We start from the raw sequence: 17,564 nt of genomic DNA on the forward strand, positions 1-17,564 counted from the left end.
TACCAATATCGAAGGAACAGCTGTCCGGGGCGTCAGCTTGACTCAGGACCCAGCTTGCGAGACCGGGCCAGCACAATCAGCGCCAAGCCGATGATCAGCGCCGGCCAGGAGCCCCAGCGCATAAAAGGCGTCAGTCCTGTCACCGGATACAGCTTGCCGGTCATGACCGTTTGCACGAAGCGAGGAGCCCGTTCCTCGATCTGTCCATCCGGTCCGACCAGTGCGGTGATGCCGTTGTTGGTATCTCGCAGGATATAACGCTGGGTTTCCAAGGCGCGCATACGGACGATCTGTAAGTGCTGCAAGGGGCCGAGCGAGTGGCCGAACCAGGCATCGTTGCTGATGTTGATCAGGTAATTGGTGTGCTCGGCATTGTGCGCGACGAAGTCCGGATAGGCTATTTCGTAGCAGATAAAGGGCATGACCTTGTGCGCGCCCACCGTCAGGGGTTCCTGATGGGCCGGCCCCTTGGTGAATTCGGACATGGGCAGGTCAAAGAAGGCAATCAGGCCTCGCAGCCAATGCTCCAGGGGAACATATTCACCGAAAGGTACCAGCTTCTGCTTGTGGTACACCCCGGACCCGTCCCCCATCGCCATAATGCTGTTGTGATAGATGTCCTGGCCCGTATCGCTGTAGGTATGCCACGGAATTCCGGTGACCAGCGTGGTGTTGGGGCCGAGCAGCTGGCGGATGTCGTCGATGATGGGGCCGGCATCGTCCTGGGGCAGGGGAATGGCGGTTTCTGGCCAGAGAACCAGGTCCTTGTTCCAGTGACCTTCAGTCAGATGGAAGTAGTCCTTGATTTGCCGGCTGAGGAATTTGGGGTCCCATTTCATTAATTGTGGGACATCGCCCTGGGCGGCAACGAAGCTGATGGGTTGGCTTTCGGGTTTCGTCCATTGGATTCTGGAGAGCAAGGGGCTGATCAGCCAAACCACCAGGATCGCGCCCACCAGGCCCCCGCTGAGTTTTCGCTGCTGCAGACGGTATGCCCGGTACGCCGCGAACAGGGCTGCTCCGGTGGCGACCTCAATCAGCGTGACGGCGTGTACCCCGGCGATGGGTGCCCAGCCGGCCAATGGTCCGCTTACCTGTGACGTGCCCAGATATAACCAGGGGAAGCCTGTCAGCACATGCCCGCGCAGCCAGTCGCCAATTACCCAGACGCCTGGCAACAGCCAGAGCCGGCGAATGCTGTCCGGGCCGGCCAGTTTCCCCCAGCCCCAGAAGGTCAGCGCTGGAAACAGTGACAGGCCGGCGACGAAAAGACCGGTCAGCGCCAGCGATAACGGCAGGGATGTCGATCCGTAGGTATTGATGCTGACGAAGACCCAGGAGGCTCCTGTGCCAAAGAGCCCGATGCCAAACCACCAGCCTGTCCTGAACAGGGCGCCGGAGGGTAGGTACCAGGCAATCCAGCACAGCAGTGCTATCGACAAAGGGCCGAGCGGCCAGGCATCGAAAGGCGAAAAGGTCAGCGTCTGCAGCGTGCCGGCCACCAGCAGTAAGGCAATTCTGGCGAGGCGACTCTGAAGCGGCGGTATGGCGTGTTGTCTGGCTTCAGGCACTGCGCTTGACCTGGATCAGCCGTATCACCCGGTTGTCTGCGTTGAGCACAGTAAAGTCCAGACCGTCCAGCGTAATGGACTCGCCACGACGGGGCAGGTGGCCGAAGGCCTTGAGCACGATGCCGCCTACCGTATCGAATTCCTCCTCATCCAGTGAGGTCTTGAAGAATTCGTTGAAGTCCTCGACGGGCGTCACGGCTTTCACCGCATAGCTGCCGTCATCACGGGTCTTGATCTGTGCTTCCTCGTCGAAATCGTGTTCGTCCTCGATTTCCCCGACGATCTGCTCAAGGACATCCTCGATGGTAATCAGTCCTGCAACGCCGCCATATTCGTCGACCACGATGGCCATATGATTACGGGTTTCCTTGAACTCCTTGAGCAACTGGTTGAGGCGCTTGCTCTCGGGAACAAAGGTGGCAGGCCTGAGCACTTCGCGGATGGTGTCCCGGCCCAGCCGGTTTTGCAGGGCCAGGGGCAGCAGATCCTTGGCCAGAAGAATGCCGATAACCTCGTCCGGATTATCGCCCATGACGGGGAAACGGCTGTGAGCGGATTCGATGATTTCCGGCAGGTAGTCGCGAGGATCGTTCGCGGCCTTCACGGTTACCATTTGCGACCGCGGAATCATGATCTCTTCGACGCGCATGTCGGTGACCTGCATGGCCCCTTCGATGATGCTCATGGCGTCGCTATCGATGATGTGCTGGGTTTCCGCGTCCCGCAGAATTTCTAGGATGTCGTCCGCCGATTCCGGTTCATTGGAGAATGCTTGGGAAATGCGTTCCAGCCAGGATTTGGAAGCCTGGCTGCGACTAGAGTGATCGTCGCTCATGGAGTCTGATCCGTGTCCTCAATCTTGATACGGGTTGGGATAGCCCAGTTCTGCCAGCAGGCGAATTTCCAGTGCTTCCATGACATCCGCTTCTGCTTCGGTTTCGTGGTCATAGCCCTGCAGGTGCAGAACGCCATGAATCACCATGTGGGCCCAGTGCATATCCAGCGGTTTGCCCTGTTCCGCCGCCTCGCGGGTCACGACACTGGCGCAGACTGCCAGATCGCCCAGCAATGGCAATGTTATACCGGGCGGCGCCTCAAATGGGAAGGACAGCACATTGGTTGGCTTCTCCTTGCCGCGGTAACGGGTATTCAGGTCCTGACTTTCCTCGGGGTCGACAACCCGTATAGTGACTTCGGTCGGCTCTTCCCCTTGATAGGCCTGTTCTGCCCAGCGCTTTATCTGTGAAGCCTCGGGTATGTTAGCGTCCGACGTGGCGATTTGAAGGTCAACGTTGACGTCGGTCATCACGGCTCCGCGGATCGTCAGTTTCGTCTTGATGTGCGTCGTAGGCTTCGACAATGCGTTGTACCAGCGGGTGACGCACGACGTCGGCGGAGGTGAACCGGGTCAGGCTGATCCCCTTGACCGGCTTGAGGACCTCAATAGCGTGGACCAGGCCCGAGTGCTGCCCCTTGGGAAGGTCGATCTGCGTGATGTCGCCGGTGATCACTGCCGTGGAGCCGAAACCGATCCGGGTCAGGAACATTTTCATCTGTTCCCGGGTGGTGTTCTGGCTTTCATCGAGGATGATGAACGCATTGTTCAGGGTACGGCCACGCATAAAGGCGAGCGGTGCGATCTCGATGACGCTGCGTTCTATCAGCCGGACGACCTGGTCGAAACCGAGCATTTCATAAAGCGCGTCATAGAGTGGGCGCAGATAGGGATCGACCTTTTGTGCCAGGTCGCCCGGCAGGAAGCCGAGTTTTTCGCCGGCTTCCACTGCCGGGCGGACCAACAGGATACGTTTGACTTCCTCGTTCTTCAGCGCTTCCACAGCACAGGCCACGGCGAGCCATGTCTTGCCGGTACCGGCCGGGCCGACACCAAAGTTGATGTCGTGCGTGCGGATCGAGTGTACATAGCGCTGCTGGTTGTCGCCGCGAGGCTTGATCTGCACTTTCGCCGTACGGATGACGATGCTGGAGCCATCGAAGACATCGCCTTCGGGGAGGCGATCGAAGCCGGATTCACGGATGAACAGATGCACCAGGTCGGGCGAGATGTCGTCCGATGCTTCGGTCTCTCGGTACAGGTGCTTGACCACTTCGGCGGCCGCCTGGGCCGCATCCTCATCGCCAATCACGCGGAACTGGTTGCCACGGTAACCGATTCGCACAGTCATGCGGCGTTCGATTTGTTTGAGATGTTCATCGAACTGGCCGCACAGCGCGGCCAGCCGTCGTGGATCGGCGGGAATCAGTTGAAACTGTCGACTCTCTTCGCTGCTCAAGCAGACCTCATATCAATATAGATTTGCGTCTATCATCTCGCCGCGCAGCGAGTTCGGCAAGGCTTCGACAATATGAACATCGACGAAATGGCCGATGACGTTGGGCAGGTCGCTGCGGAAATTGACCACGCGGTTATTCTCTGTGCGGCCCTGGAATTCTCCAGGATCCTTACGCGAAAGGCCCGTCACCAGAATGCGCTGGGTGGTACCGGCCATTTTGCGGCTGATATCCTGCGCCTGCTGGTTGATGCGTTGTTGCAGCAGGGCGAGCCGTGCCTTTTTGAGACTTTCCGGTGTGTCGTCGGGCAGGTCTGCCGCGGGAGTTCCCGGGCGTGCGCTGTAAACGAAACTGAAGGACACATCGAAGTTGATGTCCCGGATCAGGTTCATGGTGTCCTCGAAGTCCTTTTCCGTTTCACCCGGGAAGCCGACGATGAAGTCGGAGGAAATGCTGATGTCCGGGCGCAGCTTGCGCAGACGCCGGATTTTGGACTTGTATTCGAGCACGGTATGGCCGCGCTTCATCTGCGCCAGCACGCGGTCGGAGCCGCTCTGTACCGGTAGGTGCAGGTGGCTGACCAGTTCCGGTACCTGTGCATAGACATCGATCAGTGCATCGGAGAACTCGACCGGGTGCGATGTGGTATAGCGAATGCGGTCGATGCCATCGATTGCTGCGATGAAGGTGATCAGCTCCGCCAGGTCCATGATGTCGCCTTCGTGGGTTTCACCCCGGTAGGCGTTGACGTTCTGGCCGAGGAGGTTCACTTCACGCACACCCTGTGCTGCCAGGTGGGCGATTTCCGCAAGAACGTCGTCGACCGGTCGGCTGACCTCTTCCCCGCGGGTGTAAGGCACAACGCAGAAGGTGCAGTATTTGCTGCAGCCTTCCATGATCGAGACGAAGGCGCTGGGGCCGTCGACACCAGGAGCCGGCAGGTGATCGAATTTCTCGATCTCCGGGAAGCTGATATCCACTACGCCACCGCGGCCCTCGCGGGCATCGGCGATCATGTCCGGCAGGCGGTGCAGGGTTTGCGGGCCGAACACCATGTCCACGTAAGGCGCCCGCGACATGATGGCGTCGCCTTCCTGGCTCGCAACGCAGCCGCCGACACCGATCAACAGGTCCGGGTTGCGTGCCTTGAGCTGCTTCCAGCGTCCCAACTGGTGGAAGACTTTCTCCTGGGCCTTTTCCCGGATAGAGCAGGTATTAAGCAGGAGGATATCGGCATCGTCCGGCGTGTCGGTCAGTTCGACGCCTTCGCTGTCACGTAGCAGATCCACCATGCGGGAGGAATCATACTCGTTCATCTGACAGCCGTGGGTCTTGATATACAGCTTTTTGGCCATGATGGGGTGTGCAAACCTCAATAGAAACAGGCAGGTCTGCCAGGGTGCAGCCCGCCGGGTATCTGAAATCAGGTGCGCATTATACCGGTCTGCGCCCATTGCTGTAAAAGTGTGCGGTTATCTGTACGCACTGTCCGAAGGCTGGCTGCGAAGGGCGGCTATGGTATCATCGCCGCTTCGATGTTGTTGATGTCAGATCACTCCATGAGCCAGCGCAAGCTATACAAGATCATCTTCTATAACCAGGACGAAATCTTCGAGATCTATGCCGCTCACGTCTATCCCAGTGAGATGTACGGTTTTATCGAAGTCGAACAGTTGACCTTCGGAGAGCGGTCGCAAGTGCTTGTCGATCCGGGCCAGGAAAAGCTAAGGACCGAGTTCGATGGCGTCAAGCGCACCTGGATTCCCATGGGTGCAGTCGTGCGTATCGATGAAGTCGAGCAGGTTGGTATGGGCCGGGTCAGTAGCGTCAAAAACGGTGTGACGCCCTTCCCCGGCAACTCGGGGCGCAATAATACCTGACCCGGCGGCTACGACTCTTCCTTGCCTCTTTCGAGATACTGCTGTAACTGCAATTTCAGCGCTTTGGGCAGCTTTGTGATGGTGATCGCGTCTTTCTCACGGTCGTAGTAGACCGCCTGGTTAACCAGGTCCGACGAAAACGAAAGGCTGATCCCATTGCCGGCGCCGGAAATACGTACGAGTTTCTTCACCTTGCGATGGTCCGGATGCAGTACCGCATCCTCCGGCATGACCTGGGCTTCGTTGACGAAGCTCTTGAAGCGCGTGGGCTCCTGTTCGTCGAGGAAGCCGGATAACGCGTCGATGGGCACCGGTTCTCCCAGGTCGTGCTGCTGCTTGCAGAAATCATAGGCCCGGGTGCGGACCTTTTGTGCATCTTCGGGTTCGCTCTGGCGGGCGAACGCCTCCACCGCATCCAGAAAAGTACGGGTTTCCTGCTCGACGTCCACACTGCTCTGAAATCCCACCAGATCGCTGAAGGCCAGCCCCAGATCGCCGGTGCCGCGTGCGCGAACCAGCGTCAGGTAGTTGGTGGCGGCGGCTTCGCTACGCCAATCATCCAACTCGATGCGGGCCGCCAGGTCGAGACGAGAGGTGCTGAGTACTTCGGTCGCATCCAGTCCCAATTGGTTGTCGAGCAGCATGGCGCTGTCGGTTTCGAGCAGGAACAGGTAAACGACTTCACTGTCTGCGAGCGTTTCGTGAACCAGCATGATGGGGCCGGCGAACTCCAGGTCGCGTTGCGTCACCAGTTCCTCCCACTGCCCCAACAGGCGCTCGGAGAAGCTGGCAAAGCTCTGTCTGCCGTCGAGGTGATCGCGGAGCCAGGCGCTGAACGGGCTGGTACCGGTGTCTTCGGAAAAACGCCCGTAAAATTTGCCGGGCTTGCTGTTGAAGAGGCGCTTGTATTGCTTGAAGAGGCCTTCGTAATCGCCGCCGGGTGATGCCAGGGGCTCCCCGAGGCGTGTCGTGGCCGCTTGTCCCAGTTGCAGATGGGACACGAAGAGTACGCGAAGGTCTTGAATGGCCATGTTTCTGCAGATATGTCGGTCGGAATGGGGCGCCAGCATAACCCAGAAGCGCCGTTCTGTCAGGTGCGCTGAATGCGGCGCATGGCATGGCAACACTGGCGAATCCGGCTGCGCTGGCCGGATTCGCCTTGAGATTAGAGCAGGCCGCGTTCGCGCAGGTCCGTCAGCAGTTGGGCGGCGGTGGGTGCTGCCTGGGCCTCGTCATTGACTTCGGCCTGCCCGCCGATCAGGTCTCCGCTCAGGCCCTGAGCGACAACAATCAATCCCTGGTCGGATAACAGTTCAGCGACGTGCAGGCGCTCATCGGCGTCGGTGATACTGTTTTCGTCCAGAACGACGACCGTCTTGCCAAGATCGAACAACTGGCGCTCCAGCACATGTGCCAGCGCCGAGGCCTGCTGGCCGGAGACGGCAAGGATCAGAGGCTTCTGCCCCAGCCGCTGTATGCGCTCCTGTGCGGAAACCGGCTCGAATGCCTCGTCATTCTGCTCCAGCGCACCGTTGATCATGCCTGCCCCAACGGTCACATTGGTCAACCGGTCGATAATGATGAAGGCACCTGTGGCACGGTTCCTGTTGTAGGCGTCGAAAGCCACCGGCTGGCTGAGCGTGATTTCGCACAGGCCGATCTCGTTCAGGGCCAGGGCCTCTGTCGGCTGCTGTTCCAGCGTGTTGACGTCGGTACGGTAGTGGATTCGGCGTACCGAGCCTGACGTAAAGTTTTCGTTCAGCTTGATGTTGTACAACCGCCCTGGAACCAGGTCGTGATCGATCATCCAGACAATGTGCGCGTTGAAGCGGTTGCCTACCTGCGGCAGGTTGTCCGCCTTGACCAGCATGTCGCCACGGCTGATGTCGATCTCGTCCTTCAGTGTCAGGGTGACGGCCTGATCGGTGTAGGCTTCATCCAGTTTGCCGTCGAAGGTCACGATGTCCTTGACCGTACTTGTCCGTCGGGACGGCAGTGCCATCACCGCGTCGCCGGGGCGGATAACGCCGGAGGCGATGGTGCCGCAGAAACCGCGGAAGTCGAGGTTGGGGCGGTTGACATACTGCACCGGAAAGCGAAAGTCGCTCATGTTCTTGTCGCGGGCGATTTCGGCTGTTTCCAGGATGTCCATCAACGACGGGCCCTCGAACCACGGCATTCTTTCGCTACGGGCGACAACGTTGTCGCCTTCAAGGGCCGACATCGGGACGAAGCGGATGTCCTGGGAGCCGAGTTTGTCGGCGAAGGCCAGATAGTCGTCGCGGATGGCTTCGAAGCGCTCCTGGGAGAAATCGACCAGATCCATCTTGTTGATGGCGACCACAATGTGTTTGATGCCCAGCAGTGAGGCGATAAAACTGTGGCGACGGGTTTGCGTCAGCACGCCGTAGCGGGCGTCGATCAGTATGATCGCCAGTTGCGCGGTGGATGCACCGGTGGCCATGTTGCGAGTGTATTGTTCGTGCCCGGGTGTATCCGCAATGATGAATTTGCGTTTGTCGGTCGAGAAATAGCGATAGGCGACATCGATAGTGATCCCCTGTTCGCGCTCGGCCTGCAGCCCATCCACCAGTAGCGCCAGGTCCAGCTTTTCACCGGTGGTTCCCATCTTGGCGCTGTCCACCTTGAGCGCCGCCATGTGATCCTCGTAGATCATCTTGGTATCGTGCAGCAAGCGCCCGATCAGGGTGCTCTTGCCATCGTCGACGCTGCCGCAGGTCAGCAGGCGCAAGAGTTCCTTGTCCTCGTGTTGCTTGAGGTAGGTGTCGATATCGGTGCCGATCAGTTCGGATTGGTGTGCCATTGGTCTCTAATCCCGTGTCCGCTGCTGTTCAGAAATAACCTTCGCGCTTCTTTTGCTCCATGGAACCGGCCTGATCGTGATCGATCATCCGGCCCTGGCGCTCCGAGCCTTTTGCCAGCAGCATTTCCTGGATGATTTCAGGCAGCGTGGTGGCTTCGGACTCGACAGCGCCCGTCAGCGGATAGCAGCCGAGGGTGCGGAAGCGGACAAATTTCATTTGTGGCTCTTCGCCGGGCAGCAGCGGTATGCGATCGTCGTCAACCATGATCTGGGTGCCATCCCGTTCGACCACGGGTCGCTTCGCGGCATAGTAGAGCGGGACGATTTCGATATTTTCCAGATGGATATATTGCCAGATATCCAGTTCCGTCCAGTTCGACAGCGGGAACACCCGGATGCTTTCACCCTTGTTGATCTTGCCGTTGTAGATATTCCAGAGCTCCGGGCGCTGGTTTTTGGGATCCCAGCGATGGAACTGGTCGCGGAAGGAATAGACTCGCTCCTTGGCTCGCGATTTCTCTTCGTCGCGCCGCGCACCGCCAAAGGCAGCGTCGAAACGATATCTGTCCAGTGCCTGTTTGAGCGCCTGCGTCTTCATGATGTCGGTATATTTTGCGCTGCCCTGATCGAACGGATTGATGTTGGCGCGAACACCATCCTGGTTGGTGTGCACAATCAGCTCAAAGCCGTGCTTTTTGGCCTGGTCGTCGCGAAAACGGATCATGTCCTGGAATTTCCAGGTGGTGTCCACGTGCAGCAGGGGGAAGGGGAGCTTGCCCGGGAAAAAGGCCTTACGCGCCAAATGCAACATCACCGACGAATCCTTGCCGATGGAATACATCATGACCGGATTGCCGAACTCGGCCGCGACTTCCCGAATGATGTGGATGCTTTCCGCTTCCAACTGCTTGAGATGCGTAAGGTTGTACGTCGTCATTGCGTCCTTCACTTTGTGCAGGTGTCACGAAACATTTGGGACCCGGCGCCAATGACCCCGCGCAACCCGGGTGAGGGAGGGGAATATGGTTATCTAGCGACCGGTGCTTCTGTGTAGGAGCACTATATCAGAGGCAGGAAAGGCATAAGAAGTGTTTGAATTAGAGTTTAAAGCTATAACAATATGCCGGAATTTCGGAATGGTGGATCTTGCGATCAGGAGGTCTGGCCGAGATTGCGGTCGACAAACTGGTTGACGTAATCCTGTCCGTAACCTTCGAAAGAGACAAATTGCATGCCGATCTGAAAGGTGCTGCGCGAGACGCGCCGGATATGAACAACGTCGCATTCTGCATGGACGCGTACTCGCTGTAACGCAATGATTGGCAGATCGAAGACCGTCGATAGCCTCACCGCCTGACGCGGGGCGACGGGGGAGTGATTGGGGACGAGCTTTGCCATTTCCTCTGGCGTGCATTCCAGCATCATTCCGGCTCTCGACAGATTGGCGAGTTGGCAGGGCTGTACTGAGCCGTCTGGCAGTTTGACGTCGACGGCCAGTTCCAGCGCGATGCGCTGGTAATGACGCAGGTTTGGACGTGATGCCATGCGTTTGTCGGCTTCCAGGGGTGTTTTTTCCAAAAGTCTGTTCATGAGGCCGTAGGTTCGTCTCAAGGTCACGCCAGCTCCTCAGACTGCCTCGGCAGGTCGTGCCCCATGTCTCCAGGCCAGAGCGGCAACTGACTATCAAATAGTTGCAAGATGTATTGGATTGTAGGTCTCCGATAAAAAATGAACAAGTTATCCAGTCGAAGGGTGTCGCAAGTTGTGACGGTTTTCGTGGGACAGGCGGTTGCGGTGGTGAGATCCACTCATTTCGTGTCGCCAACAGCGTCTTAAGTCGGCGGGTGGAGATGAAGCCGGTGGATCCGTATTCCTGCGGCTTGGGTCTGGCCTGCCGGCTGTCTTACAATAGCAACCTTTGTGCAGGCGACTGCTCGTTGACAGGATTGACTGAGGTAGCATGACTTCTTCTACGAAAACGCCATCCGATGGGCGCACCGGCCGAGTCGGCTTTGTCAGCCTGGGCTGTCCCAAGGCATTGGTCGACTCCGAACGCATACTTACGCAGCTTCGCCTGGATGGCTATGACGTCGTGCCGACTTATCAGGACGCCGATGTGGTCGTCGTGAACACCTGTGGTTTTATCGATGCGGCCAAACAGGAATCTCTGGATGCGATTGGAGAAGCGCTGGCGGAAAACGGCAAGGTGATCGTCACCGGCTGTATGGGCGTAGAGGCGGACCGTATTCGTGAAACCCACCCAGGTGTGCTGGCCGTTACCGGACCGCAGGCGTACGAGGCGGTTGTCGGTGCCGTACATCAACACGTGCCGCAGGAGAAGCCGCACAATCCCTTCGTCGATCTGGTGCCGCCGCAGGGGGTCAAGCTGACGCCCAGGCACTATGCCTATCTCAAGATTTCCGAAGGCTGTAACCATCGCTGCTCGTTCTGCATTATTCCGTCGATGCGGGGTGATCTGGTCAGCCGTCCCATCGGCGACGTTATGGACGAGGCCGAGCGGCTGGTCAAGGCCGGGGTGAAGGAGCTGCTGGTCGTTTCCCAGGACACCAGTGCTTACGGGGTCGATATCAAATACCGCACAGGCTTCTGGCAGGGGCGGCCGCTGAAGACCCGGATGTATGAACTGTGTGAGGCGCTCGGCTCGTTGGGCGTTTGGGTGCGGCTGCATTATGTCTACCCCTACCCACACGTCGACACTATTCTGCCCCTGATGGCAGAGGGCAAAGTGCTGCCTTACCTGGATATTCCGTTCCAGCATGCAAGTCCTTCCGTGCTGCGGGCCATGAAGCGTCCGGCCCATGAAGCAAAAACCCTGGAGCGGATTCGTCACTGGCGTGAAATCTGTCCAGATCTGACGGTGCGCTCGACCTTCATTGCGGGCTTCCCCGGTGAGACTGAAGACGATTTCCAGTATCTGCTTGACTGGCTCGATGAAGCTCAGCTGGATCGCGTCGGCTGCTTTGCCTATTCTCCGGTCGAGGGCGCATCGGCGAATGCATTGGAAGGTGCCGTCCCGGAAGAGGTCAAGCAGGAGCGCGTGGCTCGCTTTATGGAGCATCAATCGAAGATCAGCGCCGATAAACTGCAGCGGAAGATCGGCAAGACCTTGCAGGTATTAGTGGACGAGGTCGATGAGGAAGGTGCTATCGCCCGTTCACAAGCGGATGCGCCGGAGATCGACGGCATGGTCTATCTGAACGGGGTGACCGATGTCGAGCCGGGATCGCTGTTGCAGGTGACCATTGAGCATGCGGATGAGCATGATCTTTGGGGGGTTCCGGTTTGATGTGATCCTGTCCGCCAACACTGCCAATGGACAGTGAATATGATGTTTTAATGGGGGCTTGGCAGCCCCCATTTTTATTCAGCCTTCCAGCTTCTGTTTGAGGATGTCGTTTACCTGTGCAGGGTTGGCCTTGCCCTTGGATGCCTTCATCACCTGGCCGACAAAGAAGCCCAGCATCTTCGGACGACGGTCTTCCGGCGCCGCACGGTAGTTGTCCACCTGCTCCTGGCTGTTGGCGAGCACCTCGTCGACAATCTGTTCGATGGCGCCGCTGTCGGTGACCTGTTTCAGACCCTGTTTCTCTATGATCTGATCCGGAGTGCCTTCGCCGTTCCACAGCGGTTCCAGGATCTGCTTGGCGATCTTGCCGGAGATGGTGTTATCGCGGATGCGTTGAATCAGTTGCCCCAGCGATTCGGCCGCGATCGGGCAGCGCTCGATGGGGGTGTCGTTCTGGTTCAACAGGCGTGACAGTTCCACCATCACCCAGTTGGCCGACAGCTTTGCGTCCCCCGATGTTTCGACGACCTGTTCGAAGTAATCCGCCAGGGCTCGGGTTTGTGACAGTACGGCGGCATCGTAATCCGAGAGACTGTAATTCTCGGTAAAACGATGGCGCTTCTCGTCCGGCAGCTCCGGTAGCGTGTCGCGCAAACGTTGGATATAACTATCGTCAATGACGACCGGCAGCAGGTCCGGGTCCGGGAAGTAGCGGTAGTCGTTGGCGTATTCCTTGGTCCGCATGGCACGGGTTTCGTTGGCATCCGGATCGTACAGGCGTGTTTCCTGGATGACTCTGCCGCCGTCTTCGATCAGCTCAATTTGACGCTGAACCTCTGCATTGATGGCCTTCTCCACGAAACGGAACGAGTTGACGTTCTTGATCTCGGCGCGGGTGCCAAATTCGGTTTGGCCGACAGGGCGAACCGATACGTTGCAGTCGCAGCGCATCGAGCCCTGGGACATGTCTCCGTCGGAAATGCCCAGATAGGTAACGATGGAGTGAATCTTGCGAAGATAGGCCACGGCTTCGGCCGCAGAGCGCATGTCCGGATCGGAAACGATTTCCAGCAGTGGCGTGCCGGCCCGGTTGAGATCGATGCCGGTCATGCCGTGGAAGTCTTCGTGCAGCGATTTGCCGGCGTCTTCTTCCAGATGGGCATGATGGATGCGAACCTGCTTGGTTTCGCCATTCTCCAGCGGGATTTCGACCAGTCCGGTGCCGACGATCGGCGCATACATCTGGCTGATCTGGTAACCCTTGGGCAGGTCCGGATAGAAGTAATTTTTACGGTCAAAGACCGAACGGTGGGCGATTTCCGCATTGACCGCCAGGCCGAAACAGACAGCCATGCGCACGGCTTCGCCATTAAGGACTGGCAGCATGCCCGGCATGGCCAGGTCGATGGCACTGGCCTGGGTGTTGGGGTCCGCGCCGAAAGCGGCACTGGCCCCGGAAAAGATTTTGGACTGGGTGGCCAACTGTACGTGAACTTCCAGCCCGATAACGACTTCCCATTGCATGATGAAACTCTCCTCGCAATCCGTCTCGGTTCAGGCCAGTCCGGCCGGCGTTTTCAGGTGCCAGTCAGTAGCCTGCTGGAAGCGATGCGCAGCGTTGAGCAGGCGCGCTTCGTCGAAATAGTTGCCGGTTAATTGCAGGCCAATCGGTAGTCCATTGATCAGTGCCGCCGGAATCGACATGCCGGGCAGGCCCGCAAGGTTGGTGGATATCGTAAAAATATCCTCCAGATACATGGTCACCGGATCGTCGGTTTTCTCGCCATGACGGAATGCCGGAGCCAGTGTGGTCGGCCCCATGATCACATCGACGTCCTTGAAGGCATTGATGAAGTCCTGCTGGATCAGGCGGCGGACTTTCTGTGCCTTGAGGTAATAGGCGTCGAAGAAGCCGGCGGACAGGGCATAGGTACCCACCAGAATTCGGCGTTTTACTTCATCGCCGAAGCCTTCCGCGCGTGAGCGCATGTACAGGTCTTCCAAATCCTTTGGCGCGTCGCAGCGGTAGCCATAGCGTACGCCGTCGAAGCGTGACAGGTTGGACGAGCATTCGGCTGGTGCGATCACGTAGTAGGCGGGGACCGCCAGGTGTGAATGAGGAAGATCGATTTCCTGGACCTTGGCGCCCATCTTCTCAAATTCGGCAATGGCGTCGCGAATGGCCTGGGCCACCACCGGGTCGAGTTGGTCGCTGAAGTATTCCCGCGGCAGCCCGATACGCATTCCTTCAAGGCTGTCATTGAGGGTGGCCGTGTAATCCGGAACCGGGCGGTCGATGGACGTGGAATCCTTGGCGTCGAAACCGGCCATGACATTCAGCATCAAGGCGCTGTCTTCCGCGGTGCGAGCCATGGTGCCGCCCTGGTCGAGGCTCGATGCGAAAGCCACCATGCCATAGCGGGAGACGCGACCATAGGTTGGCTTGAGGCCGGTGATACCGCACAGCGATGCTGGCTGGCGAATGGAACCGCCGGTATCGGTGGCGGTGGCGGCAGGTGTCAGTCGTGCGGCCACGGCAGCCGCGGAACCGCCGGAAGACCCGCCGGGAACCAGTCCCTCGCCCCAGGGATTGGTGACCTTGCCGAAATAGCTGTTTTCGTTGGAAGAGCCCATTGCGAACTCGTCCATGTTGGTCTTGCCCAGGCAGACCGCGCCGGCTTCCTTGAAGCGGGCAGCGACGGTGGCATCATAGGGTGGCACGAAATTGGACAGCATGCGCGAGCCGCAGGTAGTGCGAACACCCGCTGTACAGAAAATGTCCTTGTGCGCGAAGGGGATGCCGGTCCAGGGCGTGGCGTCTCCGCGCGCGCGCCGGGCGTCCGCCGCCTGGGCATCGAACAGTGCCTGTTCGTCGTTGACCGTAATAAAACTGTTGTAACGGCTGTCCTGCTCTTTGATGCGTTTCAGGAAGTGCTGGGTCAGTTCGACACTGGATACCTCACCCTGCTCCAGGGCGGCGGCCAGTTCGGTTACAGTCTTGTCATGCATGTCAAAACATCCGGGGCGTGATGAACGGTCTATACTATGTCCGATTCTGACTGTCGGAGGTCCGATTCCGGTGGTTGGTAGCCGGGTTCCGAGGCGCTGATGGCTTACTCGATAACGCGCGGAACCAAATACAGGCCATTTTCGGTGGCCGGCGCAACAGCCTGGAAGGCGGCTCTCTGGTCGCTTTCGGTGACAGCGTCCGCGCGCAAGCGCTGTACGGCATCGAGGGGATGTGCCATTGGCTGCACCGCGTCGGTATCGGCGGCCTGCAGTTGATCCACCAGGTTGAGGATGTTGGTCAGGTCCTTCTCCAGCGCACCGGTCTGGGCTTCGTCCAGCTGGAGGCGGGCGAGATAGGCGACTTTTTCGATATCCTCTCGCGAGATGGCCACGTTAGGTCTCCCTTGGTAATGGTTTGACAGTGCCTCGGGCAACGCGTTAGCGGCGGGCCGGGGCCTGTTTGGGTAAAGAGTCTCTCTATGGGGGGCTTATGGTATCAGATTATGGCAATCGCGGTAGCGGGTTGGATAGGATGCAGCTCGTCCTGCCGCCTTGCCTGCACAGGTGGCCGCTGATAAAGTTGCCGCAACGCTCCAGGGACTGATTTTTCAGGTTGAAATAACGCTAATGCTCATCAAGAAAATTCGTGGTTTATTTTCCAGTGATCTCTCCATCGATTTGGGTACTGCCAACACGCTGATCTACGTGCGTGGTCGCGGTATTGTCCTGAACGAACCCTCGGTTGTCGCCATCCGAACCAATAACGCTCAAAAAAGCGTCGCAGCCGTGGGCAGTGAGGCAAAGCGGATGCTGGGGCGTACACCGGGCAACATTACGGCGATTCGGCCACTGAAAGATGGCGTTATTGCCGACTTCGTGGTCACCGAGAAAATGCTGCAGCACTTTATTCACAAAGTGCATGAAAACAGCTTTATCACACCCAGCCCGCGGGTCCTCGTCTGTGTACCGAGCAAATCCACCCAGGTCGAGCGCAAGGCTATCCGCGAATCGGCCCTGGGTGCGGGTGCCCGGGAGGTGTTCCTGATCGAAGAGCCCATGGCGGCTGCGATCGGTGCAGGCCTGCCGGTGGAAGAGGCCAGTGGTTCGATGATCGTCGATATCGGCGGCGGCACCACCGAAATTGCGATCATCTCGCTGAACGGTATTGTCTATGCTGAATCGGTGCGTGTTGGGGGTGATCGTTTCGATGAGGCCATCGTGACCTATGTGCGTCGCAATTATGGCAGCCTGATCGGTGACTCGACGGCCGAGCGCATCAAGCATGAGATCGGTTGCGCCTATGAAGGCGTGGAGCTGCGGGAAATCGACGTGCGCGGCCGCAACCTGGCCGAAGGTGTGCCCCGGGCCTTTACGCTGAACAGCGAGGAGATCCTCGAGGCGCTGCAGGAGTCGCTGGCACAGATCGTACAGACTGTTAAAAGTGCACTGGAACAGTCGCCGCCTGAGCTGGCATCGGACATTGCCGAGCGTGGTATCGTCCTGACGGGAGGTGGTGCGCTGCTGCGTGGCCTGGATCGCCTGATCAGTGAAGAAACCGGCCTGCCGGTAATTATCGCCGAAGATCCGCTGACCTGTGTGGCTCGTGGTGGTGGCAAGGCGCTCGAACTGATCGATCGCGGCGGCATTGGTATGTTTTCCCCGGAAAGCTGACAGTTCCGGCTGTCGGTTTTGGGTGGCGGCCTCTGAGAGGCCGCTTCCCGACGAAGGCTAGCCTGATGATGCCACCTCTGTGTAGAAAGGTGGCACGGGTTTTATTGTTTCGCCGGAGACCAAACCATCAAGACCATTTTCGTTCAGGGGCCCCATCTCAGTGTTCGCCTGTTTTTGGTGACCCTCATTTCGGTTGCCTTGATTGTTCTGGATGTTAATTTTCCCCAGACAGAGCGACTGCGCAGTTGGCTGGGAACCGCACTAGCCCCGGTTGTCTGGTTGGGCCATGCGCCATCGAGCCTGGTCGACTGGGCTTCATTGTCCATGGCAAATCGCCAGCAGCTCATCGATGAAAACGAGTCATTGAAGGCGCAGTTACTGGTCCTGCAGCGGCGGTCGGAGAAGTATGCCGCCCTGGCGACGGAAAACAGCCGTCTGCGGGAACTGCTGCATGCGTCGGGTGCCCTGGACGACACGGTCATCGTGTCGGAAATCATCGGTGTGACCCCGGACCCATTCTCCCACGAAGTCATCATCGATAAAGGCCGACGTGACCATCTTTCCGTGGGGCAGGCTGTTCTCGATGCCCATGGCCTGATGGGCCAGATTATTCAGACCAGTGAATTCACTTCCCGGGTTCTCCTGATATCCGACAGCAGCAATGCCGTGCCGGTCGAGGTCAATCGCAGTGGGGTCCGGGCCATTCTGTTGGGGACTGGAGAGCCTTATCGCCTTGATCTGGTGCATGTCCCGGACACTGCCGATATTACCGTTGGCGATCTGCTGGTGAGCTCCGGCCTGGGTGGACGTTTCCCGAAAGGCTATCCGGTGGCAACGGTGACCAATGTCGAACACGACCCGGGTGAGCCATTCGCCAAGGTTGAGGCACGACCTATGGCGCACCTGTATCGCAGTCAACTGGTCCTGGTGGTTTTCAAGCAAGGTGTGGGCGATATCATCGGCACTCAGAGCGCGTCCCCTGCCGGTACCCAAAAGGGGGGACATTAAGC

16 protein-coding genes are annotated in these 17,564 nt (G+C 58.5%); 4 read left to right on the forward strand and 12 right to left on the reverse strand.

All coding sequences use genetic code 11. The annotated features are described in order from the left end of the window. Positions 1-32: 32 nt before the first annotated feature. From lnt to miaB, 5 genes are read right to left on the reverse strand one after another with little or no spacing between them, the layout of a single operon-like run. Entirely contained in the window at positions 33-1,571 is a 1,539-nt protein-coding gene (gene lnt, locus CLR77_RS07840; protein ID WP_227519848.1) for an apolipoprotein N-acyltransferase, read from the reverse strand. Further along, the gene (locus CLR77_RS07845; protein ID WP_097460082.1) at positions 1,564-2,406 is read right to left on the reverse strand and encodes an HlyC/CorC family transporter; all 843 of its coding nucleotides are present in this window, start codon (positions 2,404-2,406) and stop codon (positions 1,564-1,566) included. The genes lnt and CLR77_RS07845 overlap by 8 nt, the downstream gene beginning before the upstream one ends. Before the next feature lie 18 nt (positions 2,407-2,424). Further along, positions 2,425-2,877: an rRNA maturation RNase YbeY gene (gene ybeY / locus CLR77_RS07850; protein WP_097460083.1), complete on the reverse strand. Its 453-nt coding sequence runs from the start codon at positions 2,875-2,877 to the stop codon at positions 2,425-2,427. Beyond that, the gene (locus tag CLR77_RS07855) at positions 2,858-3,865 is read right to left on the reverse strand and encodes a PhoH family protein (protein WP_097460084.1); all 1,008 of its coding nucleotides are present in this window, start codon (positions 3,863-3,865) and stop codon (positions 2,858-2,860) included. Before CLR77_RS07855 ends, ybeY begins: the two co-directional genes overlap by 20 nt. 12 nt (positions 3,866-3,877) lie before the next feature. Beyond that, positions 3,878-5,218, reverse strand: coding sequence for a tRNA (N6-isopentenyl adenosine(37)-C2)-methylthiotransferase MiaB (gene miaB / locus CLR77_RS07860; protein WP_097460474.1), 1,341 nt, complete (start codon positions 5,216-5,218; stop codon positions 3,878-3,880). A gap of 204 nt (positions 5,219-5,422) precedes the next feature. On the opposite strand from miaB, the gene CLR77_RS07865 reads away from it, so the two are divergent. Then, the gene (locus CLR77_RS07865) at positions 5,423-5,743 is read left to right on the forward strand and encodes a DUF1820 family protein (protein ID WP_097460475.1); all 321 of its coding nucleotides are present in this window, start codon (positions 5,423-5,425) and stop codon (positions 5,741-5,743) included. A gap of 8 nt (positions 5,744-5,751) precedes the next feature. Here CLR77_RS07865 and CLR77_RS07870 read toward each other — a convergent pair whose 3' ends face one another. The 4 genes from CLR77_RS07870 to CLR77_RS07885 form a co-directional block, all read right to left on the reverse strand. Continuing rightward, a complete protein-coding gene (locus CLR77_RS07870; RefSeq protein WP_097460476.1) occupies positions 5,752-6,774 on the reverse strand; it encodes a nucleoid-associated protein in 1,023 nt (340 codons plus the stop codon). 134 nt (positions 6,775-6,908) lie between these two features. Next, positions 6,909-8,567: a sulfate adenylyltransferase subunit CysN gene (gene cysN, locus CLR77_RS07875; protein ID WP_097460085.1), complete on the reverse strand. Its 1,659-nt coding sequence runs from the start codon at positions 8,565-8,567 to the stop codon at positions 6,909-6,911. Between the two features lie 28 nt (positions 8,568-8,595). Next, the gene (gene cysD / locus CLR77_RS07880) at positions 8,596-9,504 is read right to left on the reverse strand and encodes a sulfate adenylyltransferase subunit CysD (RefSeq protein WP_097460086.1); all 909 of its coding nucleotides are present in this window, start codon (positions 9,502-9,504) and stop codon (positions 8,596-8,598) included. Between the two features lie 215 nt (positions 9,505-9,719). Then, entirely contained in the window at positions 9,720-10,184 is a 465-nt protein-coding gene (locus tag CLR77_RS07885) for a PilZ domain-containing protein (protein WP_227519849.1), read from the reverse strand. Positions 10,185-10,527: 343 nt separating this feature from the next. On the opposite strand from CLR77_RS07885, the gene rimO reads away from it, so the two are divergent. Next, positions 10,528-11,874 (forward strand): 30S ribosomal protein S12 methylthiotransferase RimO, encoded by a 1,347-nt coding sequence (gene rimO / locus CLR77_RS07890; protein ID WP_097460088.1) that lies wholly within the window; start codon positions 10,528-10,530, stop codon positions 11,872-11,874. Positions 11,875-11,952: 78 nt separating this feature from the next. Here rimO and gatB read toward each other — a convergent pair whose 3' ends face one another. The 3 genes from gatB to gatC form a co-directional block, all read right to left on the reverse strand. Further along, positions 11,953-13,398 (reverse strand): Asp-tRNA(Asn)/Glu-tRNA(Gln) amidotransferase subunit GatB, encoded by a 1,446-nt coding sequence (gene gatB / locus CLR77_RS07895; RefSeq protein ID WP_097460089.1) that lies wholly within the window; start codon positions 13,396-13,398, stop codon positions 11,953-11,955. Between the two features lie 30 nt (positions 13,399-13,428). After that, positions 13,429-14,883: an Asp-tRNA(Asn)/Glu-tRNA(Gln) amidotransferase subunit GatA gene (gene gatA, locus CLR77_RS07900; protein WP_097460090.1), complete on the reverse strand. Its 1,455-nt coding sequence runs from the start codon at positions 14,881-14,883 to the stop codon at positions 13,429-13,431. Between the two features lie 104 nt (positions 14,884-14,987). After that, positions 14,988-15,275, reverse strand: a complete 288-nt coding sequence (gatC, locus tag CLR77_RS07905) for an Asp-tRNA(Asn)/Glu-tRNA(Gln) amidotransferase subunit GatC (RefSeq protein WP_097460091.1) — start codon at positions 15,273-15,275, stop codon at positions 14,988-14,990. A 235-nt stretch (positions 15,276-15,510) separates the two neighbouring features. Here gatC and CLR77_RS07910 point away from each other — a divergent pair, with 235 nt between their 5' ends. Both CLR77_RS07910 and mreC read left to right on the forward strand, forming a co-directional pair. Further along, entirely contained in the window at positions 15,511-16,554 is a 1,044-nt protein-coding gene (locus CLR77_RS07910) for a rod shape-determining protein (protein ID WP_097460477.1), read from the forward strand. Between the two features lie 135 nt (positions 16,555-16,689). After that, on the forward strand, positions 16,690-17,562 hold the full coding sequence (mreC, locus tag CLR77_RS07915) for a rod shape-determining protein MreC (protein WP_097460092.1): 873 nt from the start codon (positions 16,690-16,692) through the stop codon (positions 17,560-17,562). Positions 17,563-17,564: the final 2 nt, after the last annotated feature.

The sequence above is a fragment of the Mangrovitalea sediminis genome (genome assembly GCF_002514725.1).
In the GTDB taxonomy this organism is placed as follows: Bacteria; Pseudomonadota; Gammaproteobacteria; order Pseudomonadales; family Oleiphilaceae; genus Mangrovitalea; species Mangrovitalea sediminis.

Excerpts from the sequence above, each read along its gene's own strand:
- CLR77_RS07845 (WP_097460082.1), bottom strand. The coding sequence starts at position 2,406 with ATGAGCGACGATCACTCTAGTCGCAGCCAGGCTTCCAAATCCTGGCTG.
- ybeY (WP_097460083.1), bottom strand. The coding sequence starts at position 2,877 with ATGACCGACGTCAACGTTGACCTTCAAATCGCCACGTCGGACGCTAAC.
- miaB (WP_097460474.1), bottom strand. The coding sequence starts at position 5,218 with ATGGCCAAAAAGCTGTATATCAAGACCCACGGCTGTCAGATGAACGAG.
- CLR77_RS07865 (WP_097460475.1), top strand. The coding sequence starts at position 5,423 with ATGAGCCAGCGCAAGCTATACAAGATCATCTTCTATAACCAGGACGAA.
- CLR77_RS07870 (WP_097460476.1), bottom strand. The coding sequence starts at position 6,774 with ATGGCCATTCAAGACCTTCGCGTACTCTTCGTGTCCCATCTGCAACTG.
- cysN (WP_097460085.1), bottom strand. The coding sequence starts at position 8,567 with ATGGCACACCAATCCGAACTGATCGGCACCGATATCGACACCTACCTC.
- cysD (WP_097460086.1), bottom strand. The coding sequence starts at position 9,504 with ATGACGACGTACAACCTTACGCATCTCAAGCAGTTGGAAGCGGAAAGC.
- rimO (WP_097460088.1), top strand. The coding sequence starts at position 10,528 with ATGACTTCTTCTACGAAAACGCCATCCGATGGGCGCACCGGCCGAGTC.
- gatB (WP_097460089.1), bottom strand. The coding sequence starts at position 13,398 with ATGCAATGGGAAGTCGTTATCGGGCTGGAAGTTCACGTACAGTTGGCC.
- gatA (WP_097460090.1), bottom strand. The coding sequence starts at position 14,883 with ATGCATGACAAGACTGTAACCGAACTGGCCGCCGCCCTGGAGCAGGGT.
- CLR77_RS07910 (WP_097460477.1), top strand. The coding sequence starts at position 15,511 with ATGCTCATCAAGAAAATTCGTGGTTTATTTTCCAGTGATCTCTCCATC.